Consider the following 15,589-nt stretch of genomic DNA (forward strand, 5'->3'; position numbering starts at 1 on the left):
GTACTTTATTTAGGGGCGGAGCGGCGGGCCGGCGAATAGCGGATCTGACAGCGCTCGCAAAAGAAAGTGCGCCGGTCGGTCGCGCCCAGGTAGGCGCGTTGGAGCTTGATTTCGCAGCGTGGGCAAACGCCCTTGTTGTGCACCAGCCAGTGCTTCCTCAGCACGAACGCCCGTTTCCACTCCAGGAACTGAAAGCTATAGATCCTCGCCTCCTCCACCATCTGGCGCAGCTTGGCCGGCGACAACGCGCCGACCTTGGAGCAAGGATGCACGCGGATCCGAAACAGCACCTCGTTCTTGATGATATTGCCGACACCGGCGAACACGTTCTGATCCAGCAGCGCGTCGCAGACCAGGGTCTGCGGCATGGCCCGTAACTTCTTGCGGGCGGCGGCGGCGCTCCATGAATCCGACATCACGTCGCCGCTCCAATCGTAGGTGTTGTCGAGACTGCCTTCGATGTATCGGACCGCGCAGTTGTAAAAGTTCAGCTCCTGGCCGCGCGCGAACCGCAAGCCCAGACGAATCGGCTTGTCCGGCTTGCGCTCGTTGATGCAGTAACGCCCGAACATCAGCAGATGGATGCGGATCGTGAACTCGGGGAACTCGATCAGGAAATGTTTGCCCCAGGTGCGCAACGAAACGATGCGCTGACCGACGATGCGCGACTTGTCGATCTTCGAGTTGCCCTCGGCGGCCAGCACACGCTTGCCTTTGAATATCTGCGCCTGCTCACGCAGGATGATCAGCGATGGGCCTTCAGGCATGACCTCTGAATAATCACTCGCTCACGCCAAGGTTCCGAGCACGCTATTGCGGACTGCCGCAAGCGTCGCTGGCTCAGCGCTCCAAGCGCGCGTGGGGCCCGAGCGTCGCCCCCACAAAGCCACCCGCAACCTCGGTGCTCAGAATGGAGCCGTCGTCGTTCTTCAGCAGTGGCTGCCAGCCCGCGGCGTCGTAGTAGAAGGAATAGTCGCGACCTTGGCCGGTGATCTTCAGTTTGATCTCCGCAGCTGGCTTCAGAGTCGCTGCCGCGATCTGTTGTGCCGTCGTGCCGCTCTGCTTTTCCAAGAAGACTTGCACGGCATCGCCGACACGGCGCGCCCCTAGAAAATACCAATGCTGGCCGTTTTGAAACGCCGCGATGCCAGCGGCCACACCGGGCTCCTTCGGTAACCGCAGCGACGTGCTGGCTTCGAACGTGAGATGTTGCTGGCGTCGCCCCAAATAGGCCGGATTGCCTTTGCCATCGAGACGCTCATCGGCGGGCACGATAGTGAGTCGGCCCGGCGCGCCCGCGAGATCGAACCATCGCTGTTTCGGCGCACGCACCTGCAGCCAGGCTGAATTCAATTCGGGACGATCGAACTCATCGCGCCAGGTGAAATTTCCGCTCAGAGGCGCGGCCTCTCGATGAGCATTCGGCAGCTTCGGCGCTGTCGCGACGTAAGGAATAGGCGTGCCCTGCTCCAGAATCACGGGCCAATCGTTCTTCCAAGTCACGGGCAACAAATAAGTCTCGCGACCGGTGTGATAGTTCACGCCGTCATAGGGCCGCGAGCCCAGAAACGTTGCCCACCACGTGCCATCCGGTGTTTCCACCAGATCGGCATGACCGGCGTTGATGATGGGATGGGCGCGATCCTTCGGTAGATCCCGCTGCGTCAGAATCGGATTGTTCTCATATGGAACATACGGGCCCCACACTGCCTTGGAGCGCAGGATCACTTCGGAGTGATTTACGCTCGTGCCGCCTTCCGCGCACATCAGGTAGTACCACTCTCCCCGCTTGAACAGATGCGGCCCCTCGATCCAGACAGGTCGCTTGGAAATATCCACCCCGCCGTTCAACAACACCCGGCGCGGCCCGATGAGCTTCATCTGTTGCAGATCGAATTCCTGCATCCAGATCGCGCGATGCCCGTCGTATCGCGGCTGCTCCGGCGGCACGCCATTGTTGAGCACATACGCCTTGCCGTCTGCATCCACAAACAATGACGGATCGATCCCGTCGATCTCCGGAAGCCAGACCGGATCCGACCACGGCCCCGCGGGATTCTTCGCAGTGCTGATGAAGTTGCCGCCGCTATCCACCAGCGTGTTCAGCACATAGAACACGCCGTTGTGATGATGAATCGCCGGCGCGAACACGCCGCGAGAAATATCCAATCCGTCGAAGCGCAGTTGTGACGGACGATCGAGCACATGCCCCAGCAGGCGCCAGTGCACCAGATCGCTGCTTTCGAACACGGGAATGCCGGGGAAATAAGCGAACGTCGAATTCACCAGATAAAACTTGTCGCCGACCCGAGTGACGCTCGGATCGGGATAGAAACCGGCGAGAATGGGATTGCGATAGCTGCCGGCCGGCAATGGTGCTTCGAACACCGCATCCTTGCCCGTGTATTCGAACCAATCGAATGAAACGGTGGGCGCCGCCCCGGCCGCAATCCACGGGCCCAGCAACAGTGCTGCGAGCTGTAACCGCTTCCCTATCAGTTTGCTCATATAGAAACCCAATCGGGCGCCTGGTCGATCCAGGCGCCCGTAAAGTTACATCAGAACGTGGCGCGCAGTCCGAGCAACACCTGCCGACCCGGGTAGTACACCGAGTACGGCGAGTTGTCGTAACCGAACTGCGTGCGCAACGGCTCGTTCGTGAGATTCAATGCATCCAGGGTCACACGCATCGAATCGTTGAGGAACGGCAGCGTGTAGCCCGCGGACAAGTCGAGTTGTCCGCGCGCATCGGCACGCAGCGGCACCTGCACGTTGTTCTGCGGAGCGTTGGCGGCGATCGACTCGTCGTTCCACACGTAGTTCAGGCTGAGCGACACGCCATAGTTTTCATAGAACGCCTGCAGGTTGTAGCTGTACGGCGCGATGCCGGTGGCGACCAGATTGCCCGAGGCACTTTGTTTGATGCGCGTGCCGTTCGCTGAGAAGCCCAGACCGTCGGTGATGAAGTCCAGCGGCTGCACCCAGGTGATTTCCGCGCCTTCCAAGGTCAGCTTGTTCAAATTCACCGGCTTGTTCAGGGTCACCGTGGCGTTCGGGCCGCCGCGCGATGCCATCGAATTTTGCTGGGTCTGCGTCAAGTCCTCGTAGGGAATGCCCAGGCTCAGGAACGGCACCTGCGTCTGCGAGTTGGCAGTGAAGCCATCCACGTCCTTGCGGAACAGCGCGACGCCGATATAACCCAGGCCGCCGGTGTAGAACTCGCCACCCAGATCGAAATTGGTCGAGTAGTACGGCTCGAGCTCCGGATTACCGACGCTGGCCACCTGACCGGAGGTGTCGCTGAACGTCGTGCCCGGCAGAATCTGACCCGCGTCGGCACGCGTCATGCTCCGCGACACCGAGAAGCGCAGCTTCAAACGATCGGTCGCATCGAACGCCGCGTTGAACGACGGCAGGAAATCATCGTACGAGCTGTCCAGCGTCTGATCGAAGATACCGGCGCCGGTCTGCACCGGGCTGGTCACCGACTGATCGGTGTGGAAGTAACGCACACCCGCGTTCACGCGCAAGTCGCGATCGAACACGACGAACAAACGATTCGCTTCGACATAGGCGCCGGCCGTCTCTTCATCAATGTCGCCGGTCGCTCCGCCCGTCACCGCACCGATCGCCTGCGGAGCGGTATCGCGGTAGTACGCATAGTTGGTGGCACGTTCCAACGCCGCCAGCTGTGTCATGATGAAACGCGAATAGCCGACGCTGCCGCTGGCAAGATGACCGAAGTTATTGGTATCCATCGGTCGCAGGTACTGGCCGATGGCCGAGGTCGGCACCAAGCCGGTCGCGCCCGTGCACGGATTGCCGCACACCGCGGTCTGGAAAGCCGCGCTATTGTCGAACGCGCGGATCGAACGCTCCGCCTTGTCGTAAGCCACGCCGACTTTGAAGTTGGAATCGTCGTCGCCGATGATGGTGTCGACGTGCGCGCCCTGCGTCTCGGTCTTTCGCTTCACGTTCTGCACGTTGACGCGATACCACTGCCAGCCGAGGTTGGGATCGTTGAGGTCGACGTTGGTCGTGATGACGGGCTGGTCGCTGCCGCCATTGCGCAGATACACCTCGACGCCCGACTGCGGCGCGGTCTGGAAGTCGAACTGCGGCTGTTCGCGGAAGAAGTCGCTCTTGCTGTAGTTCAACTGCGCGTTGACGCGCACGTTGTCCGCAACCTGCCACTCCATGTTGGGATTGATGTTATAGAACTCGGTCGACTGATCGAAAATGTCGTTCTCGAGGAAGAAGCTGGAGTTGGCGAAGGTACCGTCGGTGACCACGCCGTTGCCGTCGACCGTGAGATCGATCGGCACCATGCCGCCGGTCTGTGTCGGTCCCGGCGCCGTGCCGCCCGAGCTGCGCACGTACCAGTTCATATTCAAACGCTGATAGTCGCGATCCGACTCGGCATACATCGTGTCGAGCGCAAACTTCAAATTGTCCGTGGGACGATATTCCATCGAGATCAGACCCGACACGCGCGAGCGATCGCCGATGGTGTAGCTGTTGCGTCCGAGGCGCGGGATCAATGCATTCTTCAGCACGTCGCTCGACACACCGGACAAGTTCTCGAGCGCGGCTGCATTCAGCGCCGTGCCGGGCGTGAAGTTACGAACGTTGTTCGGCATCGTCGCTGCGTAGAAGAAGCCGTTGCCGTAAGGGCGATCGCTCACGCCCAATTGGCTCAGATCGCCATCGGTCCAGCCCACCGACTCGAAACCATCGATGCGCGTCTTGGTCTTCACGCCGGACACGCCGACCAGCACGCCAAATTTATCGTTCCAGGTGTTGCTGGCGACGATGGCGCCGCGCGGGCTCATTTCCTCGTTGGCGTCGGTGTACTGGCTCTGACCGATGACGGTCAGATGCGCCCCTTCGCGATCGAACGGACGCGCGTTACGCAGGTTCACCGTGCCGGCGATGCCGCCTTCCAACTGCGAGGCGACCGGCGTCTTGGCGACGTCGAGGCGCGTGAACAATTCAGAGGGGAAGAAATCCAGGTCGACTTCGCGATTGGCGCTGCCGCCGTTGGTGCCGCCGTCGGAGGCCACCGCGATCTGCGAGCCGTTCAGCAACACCTTGGAGAAGCTCGGGCCGAGGCCACGCACCGAGATCTGCACGCCTTCGCCGTTGATGTCGCGATTCAGTTTGACGCCGGGAATACGATTCAACGTTTCAGCGAGATTGGTCGCCGGCAACTTGCCGATGTCTTCGGCATAGATCGAATCGCCGAACGCCACCGACTCGCGCTTGGCTTCGGTGGCGCTTTGCAGACTCTGGCGAATGCCAGTGACCACCACCTCTTCGACTTCGCTGCCGGCGGGCGCGGTGTTCTGCGATTCCTGCGGCGTGACTTCCTGTGCGAGCACGGTCGCGGACGCCAGACTCAGAACCGTCGCGGACGGAAGCAACACCGTGCGCAGAATGAAACGCTTGCTGAAACTCATATCCCCTCTCCTCACACAGCACTGCCGTGCTGACTAAACCCGTCTCGTGGTAACGCTATCAATGCCGCTCGGACGCGCTAGCGCCCGGTGGGTCGGATCATCGATAGCGATAAAACCGTACTTGCTGAATCTGGAACTGGCCTGGCGCCAGTCGCACGTGGCGGCCCTGATGCGTCTGGTCGCCGTTCAGCAGGCGCCCAGGCATCCAACGTCCTTGCTTGTCGAATGTGCCTTCCCAGGCCTGGTCGATCCCCGCCAGCGGTGGCCCTGCGCCGATCGGCTTGACGGTGACGACGATTCCCTGCCCCGCGATCAAATAATCCTCGAGGCCGGTCTGAATGATCAGTCCGCCGTGCGTGGCAGTACGCTGCTCCGCTACGGGCGTCCACGGATCGATGAACGATACGGTGAAACGATAATTCCCGATGTCCTCGGTCACCGGCATATCGATGACGGTAGCGTCCTCGAGAATGCGCGGCTTGAAACCGGACATGCGGTTGAGTCCCTGCGCGGAAAGAATTGCCGTACTGAGTTGCCTCAGCACGGCATAGCCATCGGCTAGGGGGTTGGGCTTTCGGTCAGAGATGGATTCGATGGAAAATGGCGAGAAGCCGATCGCGTCCAGCTTGCCGAACGCATAGAACGCGTTCGCCGGCACTTCGGGCTGGTCGGAATTGTTGGCTTCGGGAATGAACAACGCGTTATCGGGCCGACGAAAGCGCGCCGCCAGATCGACGAAGTTCGGAAAATAAATATCCGGCGCGAGCAGATCGAGCGACGGCGCGCCGGCTTTCCAGACATCCAGCAAATGCGGCAGCGGACCGCCGCTCGGATATTCGCCCGGCGCCTTGTTCATGCGATTGAGCGCGGCGTTGACATACATTGGCAGCGGATAAGCGGCCTTGCCCGCGACGACCACCGCTTCGACGAAACGTGAGTAATGCCATGCCGTGAATGCTTCGGCGGCCGCATCGCCTTCACCGAACACTTCGGTCCAGGTGCCGTCAGTCTTGCCGCCCTGCTCGAGCCACAACTTGTGCAGCCCGCTCTGATTGGCACGCGAAGCGTCGAGATGACGCATCAACTCGACCGGCACACGCTCGGCAAACAAGCGATTGGCGTCGGCGCCATACTCACGCGCGACCGGCAACATGCCGATCTCGTTCTCGACCTGCACCATCACGACCGTGCTTTGCTTCGAGTCGACCGCCTTGATGTGACTCAAGAGAGCGGCGAATGCACGCGCGTCCGCATCGCGCGTCGTCGTCGAGAACGCAGAAAGAATCTCCGTGCTCTGACCGTTCGGCAGCTGCACGCGAGGAAATCGCTTCTGATCGCGCTTCACCCACGACGGCACGTACGTGGACATGCTGTTCTTCCAGGCGCCGAACCACAGCAGCACGAGCTTCATGTCATGAGCCCGCGCGTCCTTGAGCAGTCGATCGAACGAGCTCCAATCGAACTTTCCTTCGACCGGCTCGATCAATTCCCACGACACGGGCGCGAGCACCGTGTTCAAGTTCATTTGCTGGAGCTTGGGCCAATACGGCGCCATGTACGCCGCGCTCGTGGCGCTGGAATTACCGAGCTCGCCACCGAGCAGCAGCATGGGCTGGTCGTTCACGATCAGGCGCAGCGTGCTGCCCTGTCGTTCCAGACGCGGCGTGGCCTGGGCGGAGCCAACGATGAATGCGGTGAGCAGGCTCATGAGCGCCGCCATGACCCGCAAGTCCCGGGCTCGTAGCGAGCTTCCTGATAGCGCTACCAGACGTGGCTGAAAAAAAACGCGCCACGCGCGCTGGACACTCACCATCGACCCCTCAACCAACGACACAGAAACCGAAGACAGATTTTGTATGAGTTTAGTATTCATCGAGCGAGCGCACCTTGTCAAACCTGCTGACGCGGTGGCTCGGCCCGGCGATGCGCGATTAGCGCATTTTCAGACTCTCTCAGGCTTGGCGCCGAACCTGACGGCGTTGCGTGCACGTGCCCGCTCCGCTTCGATCTCGCGATTCTTCGGCTCAGCCGTGGTGGTCATCGACTGCATCAAGGTACGCGCGGCGGCGGCAACCTCCTCCACCGCGCGCTCGAAGGCCGCTTCATTGGCCTTCGATGGAATCGTGAACCCGCTGAGCTTGCGAACGAATTGCAGTGACGCGTCGTGAATCTCGCTGTCCGTTGCCGGCGGCTCGAAATTGAACAACGTCTTGATGTTCCGACACATGATTCACTCCGTCCGCGCCCCGCGAGCGCCCTGACTCACAAACTGAACAACATCTCGAAACCGCCGAAAATCATGCGTTTTCCGTCGATCGGCATTTCGTTGAACATAGCCTTCATGCGCGGATCGGCCATCACTTTCGCATTGATCTCATCGCGCTTCTGCCGCGATTCGTAAGTGATCCAGGAGAAGACCACGGTCTCCTCGGGCTTCACCTGCACGGCCCGCGGGAACGACGTGAGCTCGCCGTAAGGAACATCGTCGGCGACGCATTCGACGTAACTCAAGGCGCCGTGACTCTTCCACACATCGCCGGCAATGCGCGCCTTCTCTTTATAAACCTGCACCTGGTCCTTCGGCACCGGCACTACGAAACCGTCTACATAAGCCATCGGGGCTCTCCTGTCGGTGAAACACGGTCCAAGGACGCACCAACCGCCAGCATTCCGACAACCGCTTTAACATTTTGTTGCGACACGCCTTTGTCAGCCAAAAGTCAACTGCCTTGACGGGACATAGACCACAAGGACAGCGCGTGCGAGCCTGCGCGCATCCTACTACCAGTGCAGGAAACTCCATGAAGAAAGTGTGCGCATTGCTGCTGCTCACCTGTGCCGGCACCTCGCTCGGCCATGCTCAAGGCATCGAAGGCGAGAAGTGGAAAGTCACCAATCAGATGCAGATGGGCGGCATGTCGATGCCGGGCCAGACGTCCGAAATCTGCAAGCAGCCGGGCGACGACTCGGTGCCGGTCCGGACCGACGGCGACTGCAAGATCTACGACAACAAGCGCATCGGCAACGTGCAAAGCTTCAAGATGCGTTGCACGGGCGAGAATGCAGCCGAAGGCTCCGCGCAGCTCACCTATCTCGGCCCCGATCACTACAAGGGCAAGATGGAAATCACCGCCGAGGGCGAGACCATGGTGATGAATTACGAAGGCCAGAAGCTCGGCAAGTGCGACGGCAGCGAAGTGAACTTCGTCGCCAAGAAAATGATGGCCGACGCCGAACGAACCCAGAAGCAGATCGAGCAACAGCAGATTCAGCGCTGTCACGAAATGGCCGCCCAAGCGAACGATCCTTTCTTCCTGACCCAGTGCAAAGACCCGGCCGACAAGCGCACCTATTGCGAGGCCGTGCGTAAGCCGGAGAACTTCCGTCGCCTCGCGCAGGACGAACGCCGCAGAGCCCGCATTTCCAGCATTCCGAACGATCCCAGCAATAAGCCGCTGACCGAATCGGCACGCATCTGCGGCTTCTCGCTCGAGCAGGAACGCGACTCGATGTGCAAACTGGCCGAGCAGAAGAACGATCTGAACTTCATCGCGACCGAATGTCCGTCGATGGCTGCCGGTCTCGCCGCCCAACAGTGTGCCGGTCGTCGCTACACCGCGATCAATGCACGCTATCGCAGCTTCTGCTCTGAATACGCCAGTCAGCAGGACGAGCAGCAGCGGCAGTCGCGCCAGTCGTCGGGCCAGGCCGGGCGCATGGATCCGACCGAGCAACAGGCGCAGGAAGAACAGCCGCAGGATCAGGAGCAGCCCCAGACCACCGGCGACAAGGCCAAGGGTCTGTTCAACAAGGGCAAGAAGGCGCTGGGTGGCTTGTTCTCGAATTAATAATCGTCAGCACGCGCGCCGATCATGGAGGCAAGCCTTTGCCTTCGTGGTCGGCGTGTTGTTATTGACGCTCATCTCGCCTCTTCATGCCGAGGCACCGGATCCCTATCCCTCAGCGGCCCGCAGTTATCTGGTCGTCCTGGATCAGCAACTGTTGTGGCAACGAGCGCCGACCCAGCGGCTGCAACCCGCCTCGCTCGCGAAACTACTCACTGCGCTCGTCGTGCTCGACTCGGATTGGAATGCGGAACGCTGGATCACAGTCAGCAAGTACGCAGCCAGCGTTCCTCCTTCACGCCTGGGTTTGAAAGAAGGCGAGCAAATCACCGCGGGCGCTGCGCTGGCCGCAATGCTGATTCGCTCCGCCAACGACGCGTGTCGCGCCCTCGTCGAAAGCGTCACTTCCGATCTCACGGCATTCAGGTCGCGCATGAAGGCGCGTGCCGCCCGCCTCGGCATGAGCAATTCAAACTTCCTCGACCCGTGCGGTTTCGACGCGCCTGGTCAATTCACCACGGCCAATGATTTGCTGAAGCTTGCCCGCGCCGCCCGATCGCTGCCTCTCGTTGCACATCTCACCGCGCTTCCCGAAGCGCAGCTCACCACGCGCGCCGGACGCACGATCAAGTTTCTGAGCACCAATGCGCTACTCGGACGCCTCGACGGCACCGAAGGACTGAAGACCGGCAACACCTCGCAAGCCGGGCAATGTTTGATCGCTTATGTGCGCCGACAGAATCATGACGTCTGGCTGGTCATGCTGGGCGGCACGGAGCGATGGTGGCTGGCGCATGGAATGATCGAAGATGCGTTCGGCTCCATCGGTGCGCACTAACACGAACGTTTTCTGGCTCGCGCTGCTGCCGGCCCTGGTGGTGGCGGCGGTGTGGTGGCCGTCCCTCTCCGCGAGCTTTCAATTCGACGATTGGAACGTCATCGTCAACGAGCCGCGCGTGCACTCGCTGGCCGCGTGGTGGCAGTCGATGCCGGGCATCCGACCGCTGCTGAAACTCAGCTACGCGTTGAATCACACTGTCGATTCAAATCCCATCGGCTTCCGCGTTGTGAACATCCTGATTCACGCGCTCAGCGCGGCGCTCGTAGGGTCGCTGCTTCGTACTCGCGGACTTCGTGCGGGCTTGTCCGAGGCAACCGCATCGCAGGCAGCCTTGTTGGCAGCACTCCTGTTCGCCTTGCATCCGGTGCAAACCGAAGCTGTCACTTATATCTCCGGACGGTCCAGCTCGCTCGCGGCCTGTTTCTGTTTGCTCAGTCTGTATTGCTGGGTTCGTAGCGAGGACAGTGAGCGAGCGACCGCGTGGCTCGCGAGTTGCTGTGGGTGTTTTGCACTTGCCGTCGCGACCAAGGAAACGGCGCTGGTTCTCCCATTCGCATTGCTGCTCTACTCCGCCGACCGTCCACGGTCGCAAACGTTGAAGCGACTGATGCCCTTGATCCTGCTCATGGCGGTGATGTTGGTTGTCGCATTGAGCCTGCCCACGTATCGACGCTTGCTAGGCGTGAGCTTGGACACGCGAACGATCGGCGAGAATCTGCTGACACAATCGCGCGCCCTCTTCTATCTGGCCGGCCAGCTGATCCGCATCACAAACGGCAACGCCGACCCGCAGCTGCCGGTCGTCAGTTCATTGGATTGGCTGAGCGCGACGCTTTGCGTCGCCTGGGCCGGCATCGTGGTCTGGGCATTGCTCAACGTTCGCAAGAAACCAGTGAGCTCATTCGCGGTGCTGTGGTTCTTGCTGTGGCTCGCACCGACGAACTCGCTCTTGCCGCGCCTCGATGTGGCCAACGATCGTCAGTTGTATCTGGCGATGATCGGCCCGGCCTGGTGGCTTGCTGTTCGCGCCACTTCCTGGCATCCCTCGCGAGCCCTGCTTCGTCCAGCCTTGATTGCGTCAGTACTCATCGCGCTGAGCTGGGCCACCCATCAACGCAACCAGATTTACCAGACCGAGGTGGCCTTCTGGGAAGACACCGCTGCTCGCAATCCCGAGAACTCCAGAGCGGCGAACAACCTCGGCATGGCCTACGCGATCGAGTGCCGCTTCCAGGATGCCGAAGCCGAATTCGAGCGGGCCGTCGGATTGAGCCCGGACGACTATTACTCACGCATCAACCTGATCCTGCTGCGTAAGGGACTCCTGCCCGGCGTGGATCGCAAACGCTGCCGGCACGCGACCTACAACTGACGGCGCCGGGAACCTCCCGCCGCGTATTTGCGTCATTGCTCTGTTCACGAGCGCGCCGAAGCAAGGGTTGGCAATGCCTCCGTCCGTCGATCCCAACGAGATCGCCAGTTCCGAAGCGAATCGGGGACGCCTGGCGCAGCGCCCCGTGGAAATCGCGTGGCGCGGCTGGTGGGACGTGATCTGGCGAGTGCAAGCTCAGCTGGATGCCGACAACGTGTCCATCGTTGCCGGCGGGCTCGCATTGTTTGCATTGCTGGCCGTCTTTCCGAGCCTCGCCGCCGCCGTCGCCATTTACGGCATGGTGGCCTCGCCGGAAGCGATCGCCGCGCAAATCCAGACGTTCAGCGGCATGCTGCCGCCCGCGACCCTGGAAATTCTGCAGAACCAGTTGCAGAACCTGGTCAGTCAGCGCAACGACACTCTCAGCATCGGCGTGATCATCGGCATCGTGGTCGCGATGTGGAGCGCACGCAAAGGCATGGTCGCGCTGATCACCGCTGTGAACGTGGCCTACAACGAGCACGACCGCCGCTCGTTCCTGAAGCGCTTGCTGCTGTCGTTCACGTTTACGGTCTGTGGTGTGCTCGGGTTCGTGCTGATGGTGTTGATCGGCGTCGCCGTGCCCATCGCGCTCGCATTCATTCCTTTAGGCACAGCGACGCAGTGGGTCCTGCTCGGCGTGCGCTGGCTGTTGCTCTGGTTGATCGCGGTGTTTGCGCTTTCGGTGTTGTATCGTTTCGCGCCCCATCGGACGCGGCCGCGTTGGGAATGGGTCAACGCCGGTTCCGTCATCGCGGCGACCCTGTGGCTGCTCGGTGGCGCCGTGTTCGCGATCTATGTTCGTAACTTCGATTCGTTCGGCGAAGCGTACGGCGCGATCGGCGGCGTGGTGGTGATGTTGATGTGGTTCTATGTGTCGGCGTACGTCGTGATTCTCGGCGCGGAGATCAACTCCGAGCTCGAGCGACAGACGGTCCACGACACGACCATCGGTCCCGTCAAACCCATCGGCGAACGCGGCGCGTTCTCGGCGGACACCGTCGGTCCGCGCGGGTGGGAATGGAAGCGCGCCTCCAGGCATTGAATGGTCAATGACGATATGTAATGTGCCGTAGCCGCCCGGCTGGCGGCCAACCTGCTATGCTCCCGCCCGACTCGAATAACGACGATGAAGGGAAAGCGGGTGAGCTCCGATTCGCGATTGAGCCGGGCGCTGTGGGGCGCCTCGCTCGCCATGCTGGCCAATAGCAGCCAGGCCGGTATCAATACCTGGACCGTCAAGGGTCCGCCAGGGGGCATTTTCCACGACGTTCGCGCCAGTTCGAGCGACGCCAACGTCTTCTATGCGACCTACGGCAGCAGCGTGCACGGCTCCACCGACGGCGGTGTCACCTGGACCACCCTTCGAGATTTCGCCAGCCAGGCCAATACCATCGCGGTCGATCCCACCGACGGCAATCGCCTGTACGTTGCGGTGATCGACGACGGCCTGTTTCGCTCCGACAACCGCGGCCAGAGTTTCGTGCAAGTGGCGGCGCCCGGCTCCGGCATGTGGGGCGTGGGCACCAATGGCGCGACCACCTACTACGCGATGCAGAACCAGGTCTATCGCAGCGTGGATCGCGGCCAGTCCTGGTCGTTGATGACGCCGGCCATGAGCCCGCTGGCGTACACGCCGAGCAAGTTCATCGTCGATCCGCAAAACGGCGACGTGGTCTACACCTTCGGCGAGCCCAAAGCCGCTCGCAGTATCGATGGCGGCATCAGCTGGTCGGAAGCCGAGGTCAATCCGGGCTCCTCCACCACCAAGATCTACGACATCGCGCGCTTGTCGGCGACGCAACTCATCGTCGCCGCCAACGACGGCTTGTATATTTCGAACGATCGCGGCGACACCTGGACCCGCACCGCCAGCGGCTCCTTCATTGCCATCGCCGTCGATCCATCGACGCCGGGCCGAGCCGTCGCTACGAGCCGCACCACCGCACCGTTGCAACTAACGACTGACTACGGCGCGACGTGGACGACCTTCGGCAACCTTCCCGTCCTTCGATTCGAAGGCGTGAGTTTTGCCGCCAACACGCCGTCACATATCGTCATCCTCGGCCAGCAGGGTGCGTTATATACAAACGACAATGCGCTGAACTGGACCGAAGCGGCGCTCTCGCCGGCCGCCTCCCATCCGACGCAATTCGTCACGACGGCCGCCGCGAACTCCAAGGTCTACACCTATACCGCCAATACGGGCGGCGGAATGTTTGCAACCAGCGGCGATGCCGGTTGGCAGCGTTTGAATCTGGCAGCGGCGCAAGCATTGAATCCGAGCGCCGAATTCGGCGAGGCCAGCCTCGCGGTCAAGCCCGGCGCGCCGGACTCAATCTTTTTCGGCGTATTCAATCGAGGCGTGTTCCGATCGGCGGACGGCGGTCAATCGTGGACCGCGCCGAACACGGACCTCGCCGGCTTTGCTTCCAAAGTGTTCGCCTTCGATCCGCAGGATGCGAACACGATGTACGTCAGCGTTTCCAAAGCGTCATCGGTACCGGCCGCGGGCATCTATCGCAGCGCCGATGGCGGTGCGACCTGGTCAGCTCATAGCACCAACCTGGCCTCCGATCTGCTCAGCACGGACTTTCAGATCGATCCCGCCGATCCCACGCGGATGTTTCTCAGTGTTTCGCAAGGGAACCAGCCGGGCAGCCCCGGCGGTCTGTATCGCTCGACCGATCGCGGCCTCACCTGGACCCAATCGTTCAACGGCCGGGACGTGAACAGCATGGCGATCGATCCGTCCAACTCCGCGCGCATGTACGTTGCGACGGAAGTTGGCCTGCGGGTCAGCAACGATGGCGGCAATTCTTTTTTCTCGAACACGGCGTTCAGCGCCATCACCAATAAATCGGCGAACAACGTCGTCATCGATCCGGTGGTGCCGACGACGCTCTACGTCGCGAGCCTCGACCCTTACTCGCCAGGCGTGAAGGAGTCGTCCTGGATTCTTCGCTCGGTGGATGCAGGCGATACCTGGGAAGTGCTTCGTAGCGCCTCAGATGCGGGCGGGCCGTGGTATGTCGACCAACTCGCGCTCGATCCTGGTCACCCCTCGTTGATCTACGCCGGCACCAGCCTCCGTGGCGCGGCCACGTTGGAAATCGCCCCGGACCTGCGTGTCGAGATCAGCGATCACAGCGGCACCCGGCCCCGAGGCGAAGAGTCCACCTTCAACCTGCGCGCCGTGAACAACGGTCCCTATAGCGCAACGGTCGTGAAACTCTCGGCCACGTTGCCGGCCGGTTTGACGAACGTGAGCATCACCGCCGATCGCGGCACGTGCGCGTCGACGACTTGCACGGTACCCGCGCTCCGAGTCGGTGAAGCAGTCAACGCGGTTGTGAGATACACGACGCCCACCGCTGCCCTCTTCATTCCGGTGACCGCGACCGTGGCAGCACATGAGAACGACGCCGTCGCGAGTGACAACTCGGCTCAAGCATCAGCCGTCACAGGTGACGCCGGCGATCTCGGCATTGCCATCGCCTCGTCAACCACCAGTGTTACGCAGGGAAGCAATGTCACTTACACAGTCACGGTAACGAATCACGGCTCGACCGCTTCGACCGAAGGCACGCTCGATTTTCGTCTGGGCTCGGGCTTCACGTTGAGCGCCCTGCCCAGCGGGTGTACCGCGGCTACGGGCGGAGCGACCTGCAGTCTGGGGACGCTTGCACCAGGCGCATCTCAAGTATTCACATTCACCGCCGTGGCAACCAACACCGGCTCGGTTGAAGCAACCGCCAATGTGACCTTCGGCCCAACCACGGCCGACACCAATCCCGCAGACAATGTTGCGACCAGCTCGGTCACCGCAACGAGCGCTCCCTCGAGCGGTGGTAACACCGGCGGCGGCGGTCGCAGCGGCGGTGGCGGTGGTGGCGCGATGAATCTCGCGACGCTACTCGGCGGATTACTTCTGCTCTTCGTCCGCCGGCGCTCGACGCGCGCGTAATCGGTCACGACGCCGCGAACAAATGCCTTCGCGGCGTGTTCACCCTGTTGTTTCGAGAGTAGCGGG

At 61.5% G+C, this 15,589-nt stretch carries 11 protein-coding genes; 5 read left to right on the forward strand and 6 right to left on the reverse strand.

The window, feature by feature from the left end; genetic code table 11:
- Window positions 1-5 precede the first annotated feature (5 nt).
- The 6 genes from ACFPN2_RS30395 to ACFPN2_RS30420 form a co-directional block, all read right to left on the reverse strand.
- Complete coding sequence (locus tag ACFPN2_RS30395; RefSeq protein WP_380603730.1) at window positions 6-767, reverse strand: DNA-formamidopyrimidine glycosylase family protein; 762 nt, start codon at window positions 765-767, stop codon at window positions 6-8.
- Between the two features lie 73 nt (window positions 768-840).
- Complete coding sequence (locus tag ACFPN2_RS30400) at window positions 841-2,508, reverse strand: glycoside hydrolase family 43 protein (RefSeq protein ID WP_380603732.1); 1,668 nt, start codon at window positions 2,506-2,508, stop codon at window positions 841-843.
- A gap of 50 nt (window positions 2,509-2,558) precedes the next feature.
- On the reverse strand, window positions 2,559-5,459 hold the full coding sequence (locus ACFPN2_RS30405) for a TonB-dependent receptor (protein WP_380603734.1): 2,901 nt from the start codon (window positions 5,457-5,459) through the stop codon (window positions 2,559-2,561).
- Window positions 5,460-5,556: 97 nt separating this feature from the next.
- Window positions 5,557-7,167, reverse strand: coding sequence for a GH35 family beta-galactosidase (locus tag ACFPN2_RS30410; protein ID WP_380603736.1), 1,611 nt, complete (start codon window positions 7,165-7,167; stop codon window positions 5,557-5,559).
- Window positions 7,168-7,401: 234 nt separating this feature from the next.
- The gene (locus ACFPN2_RS30415) at window positions 7,402-7,686 is read right to left on the reverse strand and encodes a DUF2277 domain-containing protein (protein ID WP_380603738.1); all 285 of its coding nucleotides are present in this window, start codon (window positions 7,684-7,686) and stop codon (window positions 7,402-7,404) included.
- A gap of 35 nt (window positions 7,687-7,721) precedes the next feature.
- Window positions 7,722-8,075, reverse strand: coding sequence for a DUF1428 domain-containing protein (locus ACFPN2_RS30420; protein ID WP_380603740.1), 354 nt, complete (start codon window positions 8,073-8,075; stop codon window positions 7,722-7,724).
- 185 nt (window positions 8,076-8,260) lie between these two features.
- On the opposite strand from ACFPN2_RS30420, the gene ACFPN2_RS30425 reads away from it, so the two are divergent.
- The 5 genes from ACFPN2_RS30425 to ACFPN2_RS30445 all read left to right on the forward strand — a co-directional run bounded on the left by ACFPN2_RS30425 (window position 8,261) and on the right by ACFPN2_RS30445 (window position 15,523).
- Complete coding sequence (locus ACFPN2_RS30425) at window positions 8,261-9,307, forward strand: DUF3617 domain-containing protein (RefSeq protein ID WP_380603742.1); 1,047 nt, start codon at window positions 8,261-8,263, stop codon at window positions 9,305-9,307.
- A 55-nt stretch (window positions 9,308-9,362) separates the two neighbouring features.
- Window positions 9,363-10,142, forward strand: a complete 780-nt coding sequence (locus ACFPN2_RS30430; protein ID WP_380603744.1) for a D-alanyl-D-alanine carboxypeptidase family protein — start codon at window positions 9,363-9,365, stop codon at window positions 10,140-10,142.
- Window positions 10,114-11,517, forward strand: a complete 1,404-nt coding sequence (locus ACFPN2_RS30435; protein ID WP_380603746.1) for a glycosyltransferase family 39 protein — start codon at window positions 10,114-10,116, stop codon at window positions 11,515-11,517. Before ACFPN2_RS30430 ends, ACFPN2_RS30435 begins: the two co-directional genes overlap by 29 nt.
- A 73-nt stretch (window positions 11,518-11,590) precedes the next feature.
- Entirely contained in the window at window positions 11,591-12,601 is a 1,011-nt protein-coding gene (locus tag ACFPN2_RS30440; RefSeq protein ID WP_380603748.1) for a YihY/virulence factor BrkB family protein, read from the forward strand.
- A 99-nt stretch (window positions 12,602-12,700) separates the two neighbouring features.
- Window positions 12,701-15,523: a CARDB domain-containing protein gene (locus ACFPN2_RS30445; protein ID WP_380603750.1), complete on the forward strand. Its 2,823-nt coding sequence runs from the start codon at window positions 12,701-12,703 to the stop codon at window positions 15,521-15,523.
- Window positions 15,524-15,589 lie beyond the last annotated feature (66 nt).

It is taken from the genome of Steroidobacter flavus, assembly GCF_042651805.1.
GTDB lineage: Bacteria > Pseudomonadota > Gammaproteobacteria > Steroidobacterales > Steroidobacteraceae > Steroidobacter > Steroidobacter flavus.

What these genes read in the sequence shown, in the direction of transcription:
- ACFPN2_RS30395 (WP_380603730.1), bottom strand. Translation starts at nt 767, where the DNA reads ATGCCTGAAGGCCCATCGCTGATCATCCTGCGTGAGCAGGCGCAGATA.
- ACFPN2_RS30400 (WP_380603732.1), bottom strand. Translation starts at nt 2,508, where the DNA reads ATGAGCAAACTGATAGGGAAGCGGTTACAGCTCGCAGCACTGTTGCTG.
- ACFPN2_RS30405 (WP_380603734.1), bottom strand. Translation starts at nt 5,459, where the DNA reads ATGAGTTTCAGCAAGCGTTTCATTCTGCGCACGGTGTTGCTTCCGTCC.
- ACFPN2_RS30410 (WP_380603736.1), bottom strand. Translation starts at nt 7,167, where the DNA reads ATGAGCCTGCTCACCGCATTCATCGTTGGCTCCGCCCAGGCCACGCCG.
- ACFPN2_RS30415 (WP_380603738.1), bottom strand. Translation starts at nt 7,686, where the DNA reads ATGTGTCGGAACATCAAGACGTTGTTCAATTTCGAGCCGCCGGCAACG.
- ACFPN2_RS30420 (WP_380603740.1), bottom strand. Translation starts at nt 8,075, where the DNA reads ATGGCTTATGTAGACGGTTTCGTAGTGCCGGTGCCGAAGGACCAGGTG.
- ACFPN2_RS30425 (WP_380603742.1), top strand. Translation starts at nt 8,261, where the DNA reads ATGAAGAAAGTGTGCGCATTGCTGCTGCTCACCTGTGCCGGCACCTCG.
- ACFPN2_RS30435 (WP_380603746.1), top strand. Translation starts at nt 10,114, where the DNA reads ATGCGTTCGGCTCCATCGGTGCGCACTAACACGAACGTTTTCTGGCTC.
- ACFPN2_RS30440 (WP_380603748.1), top strand. Translation starts at nt 11,591, where the DNA reads ATGCCTCCGTCCGTCGATCCCAACGAGATCGCCAGTTCCGAAGCGAAT.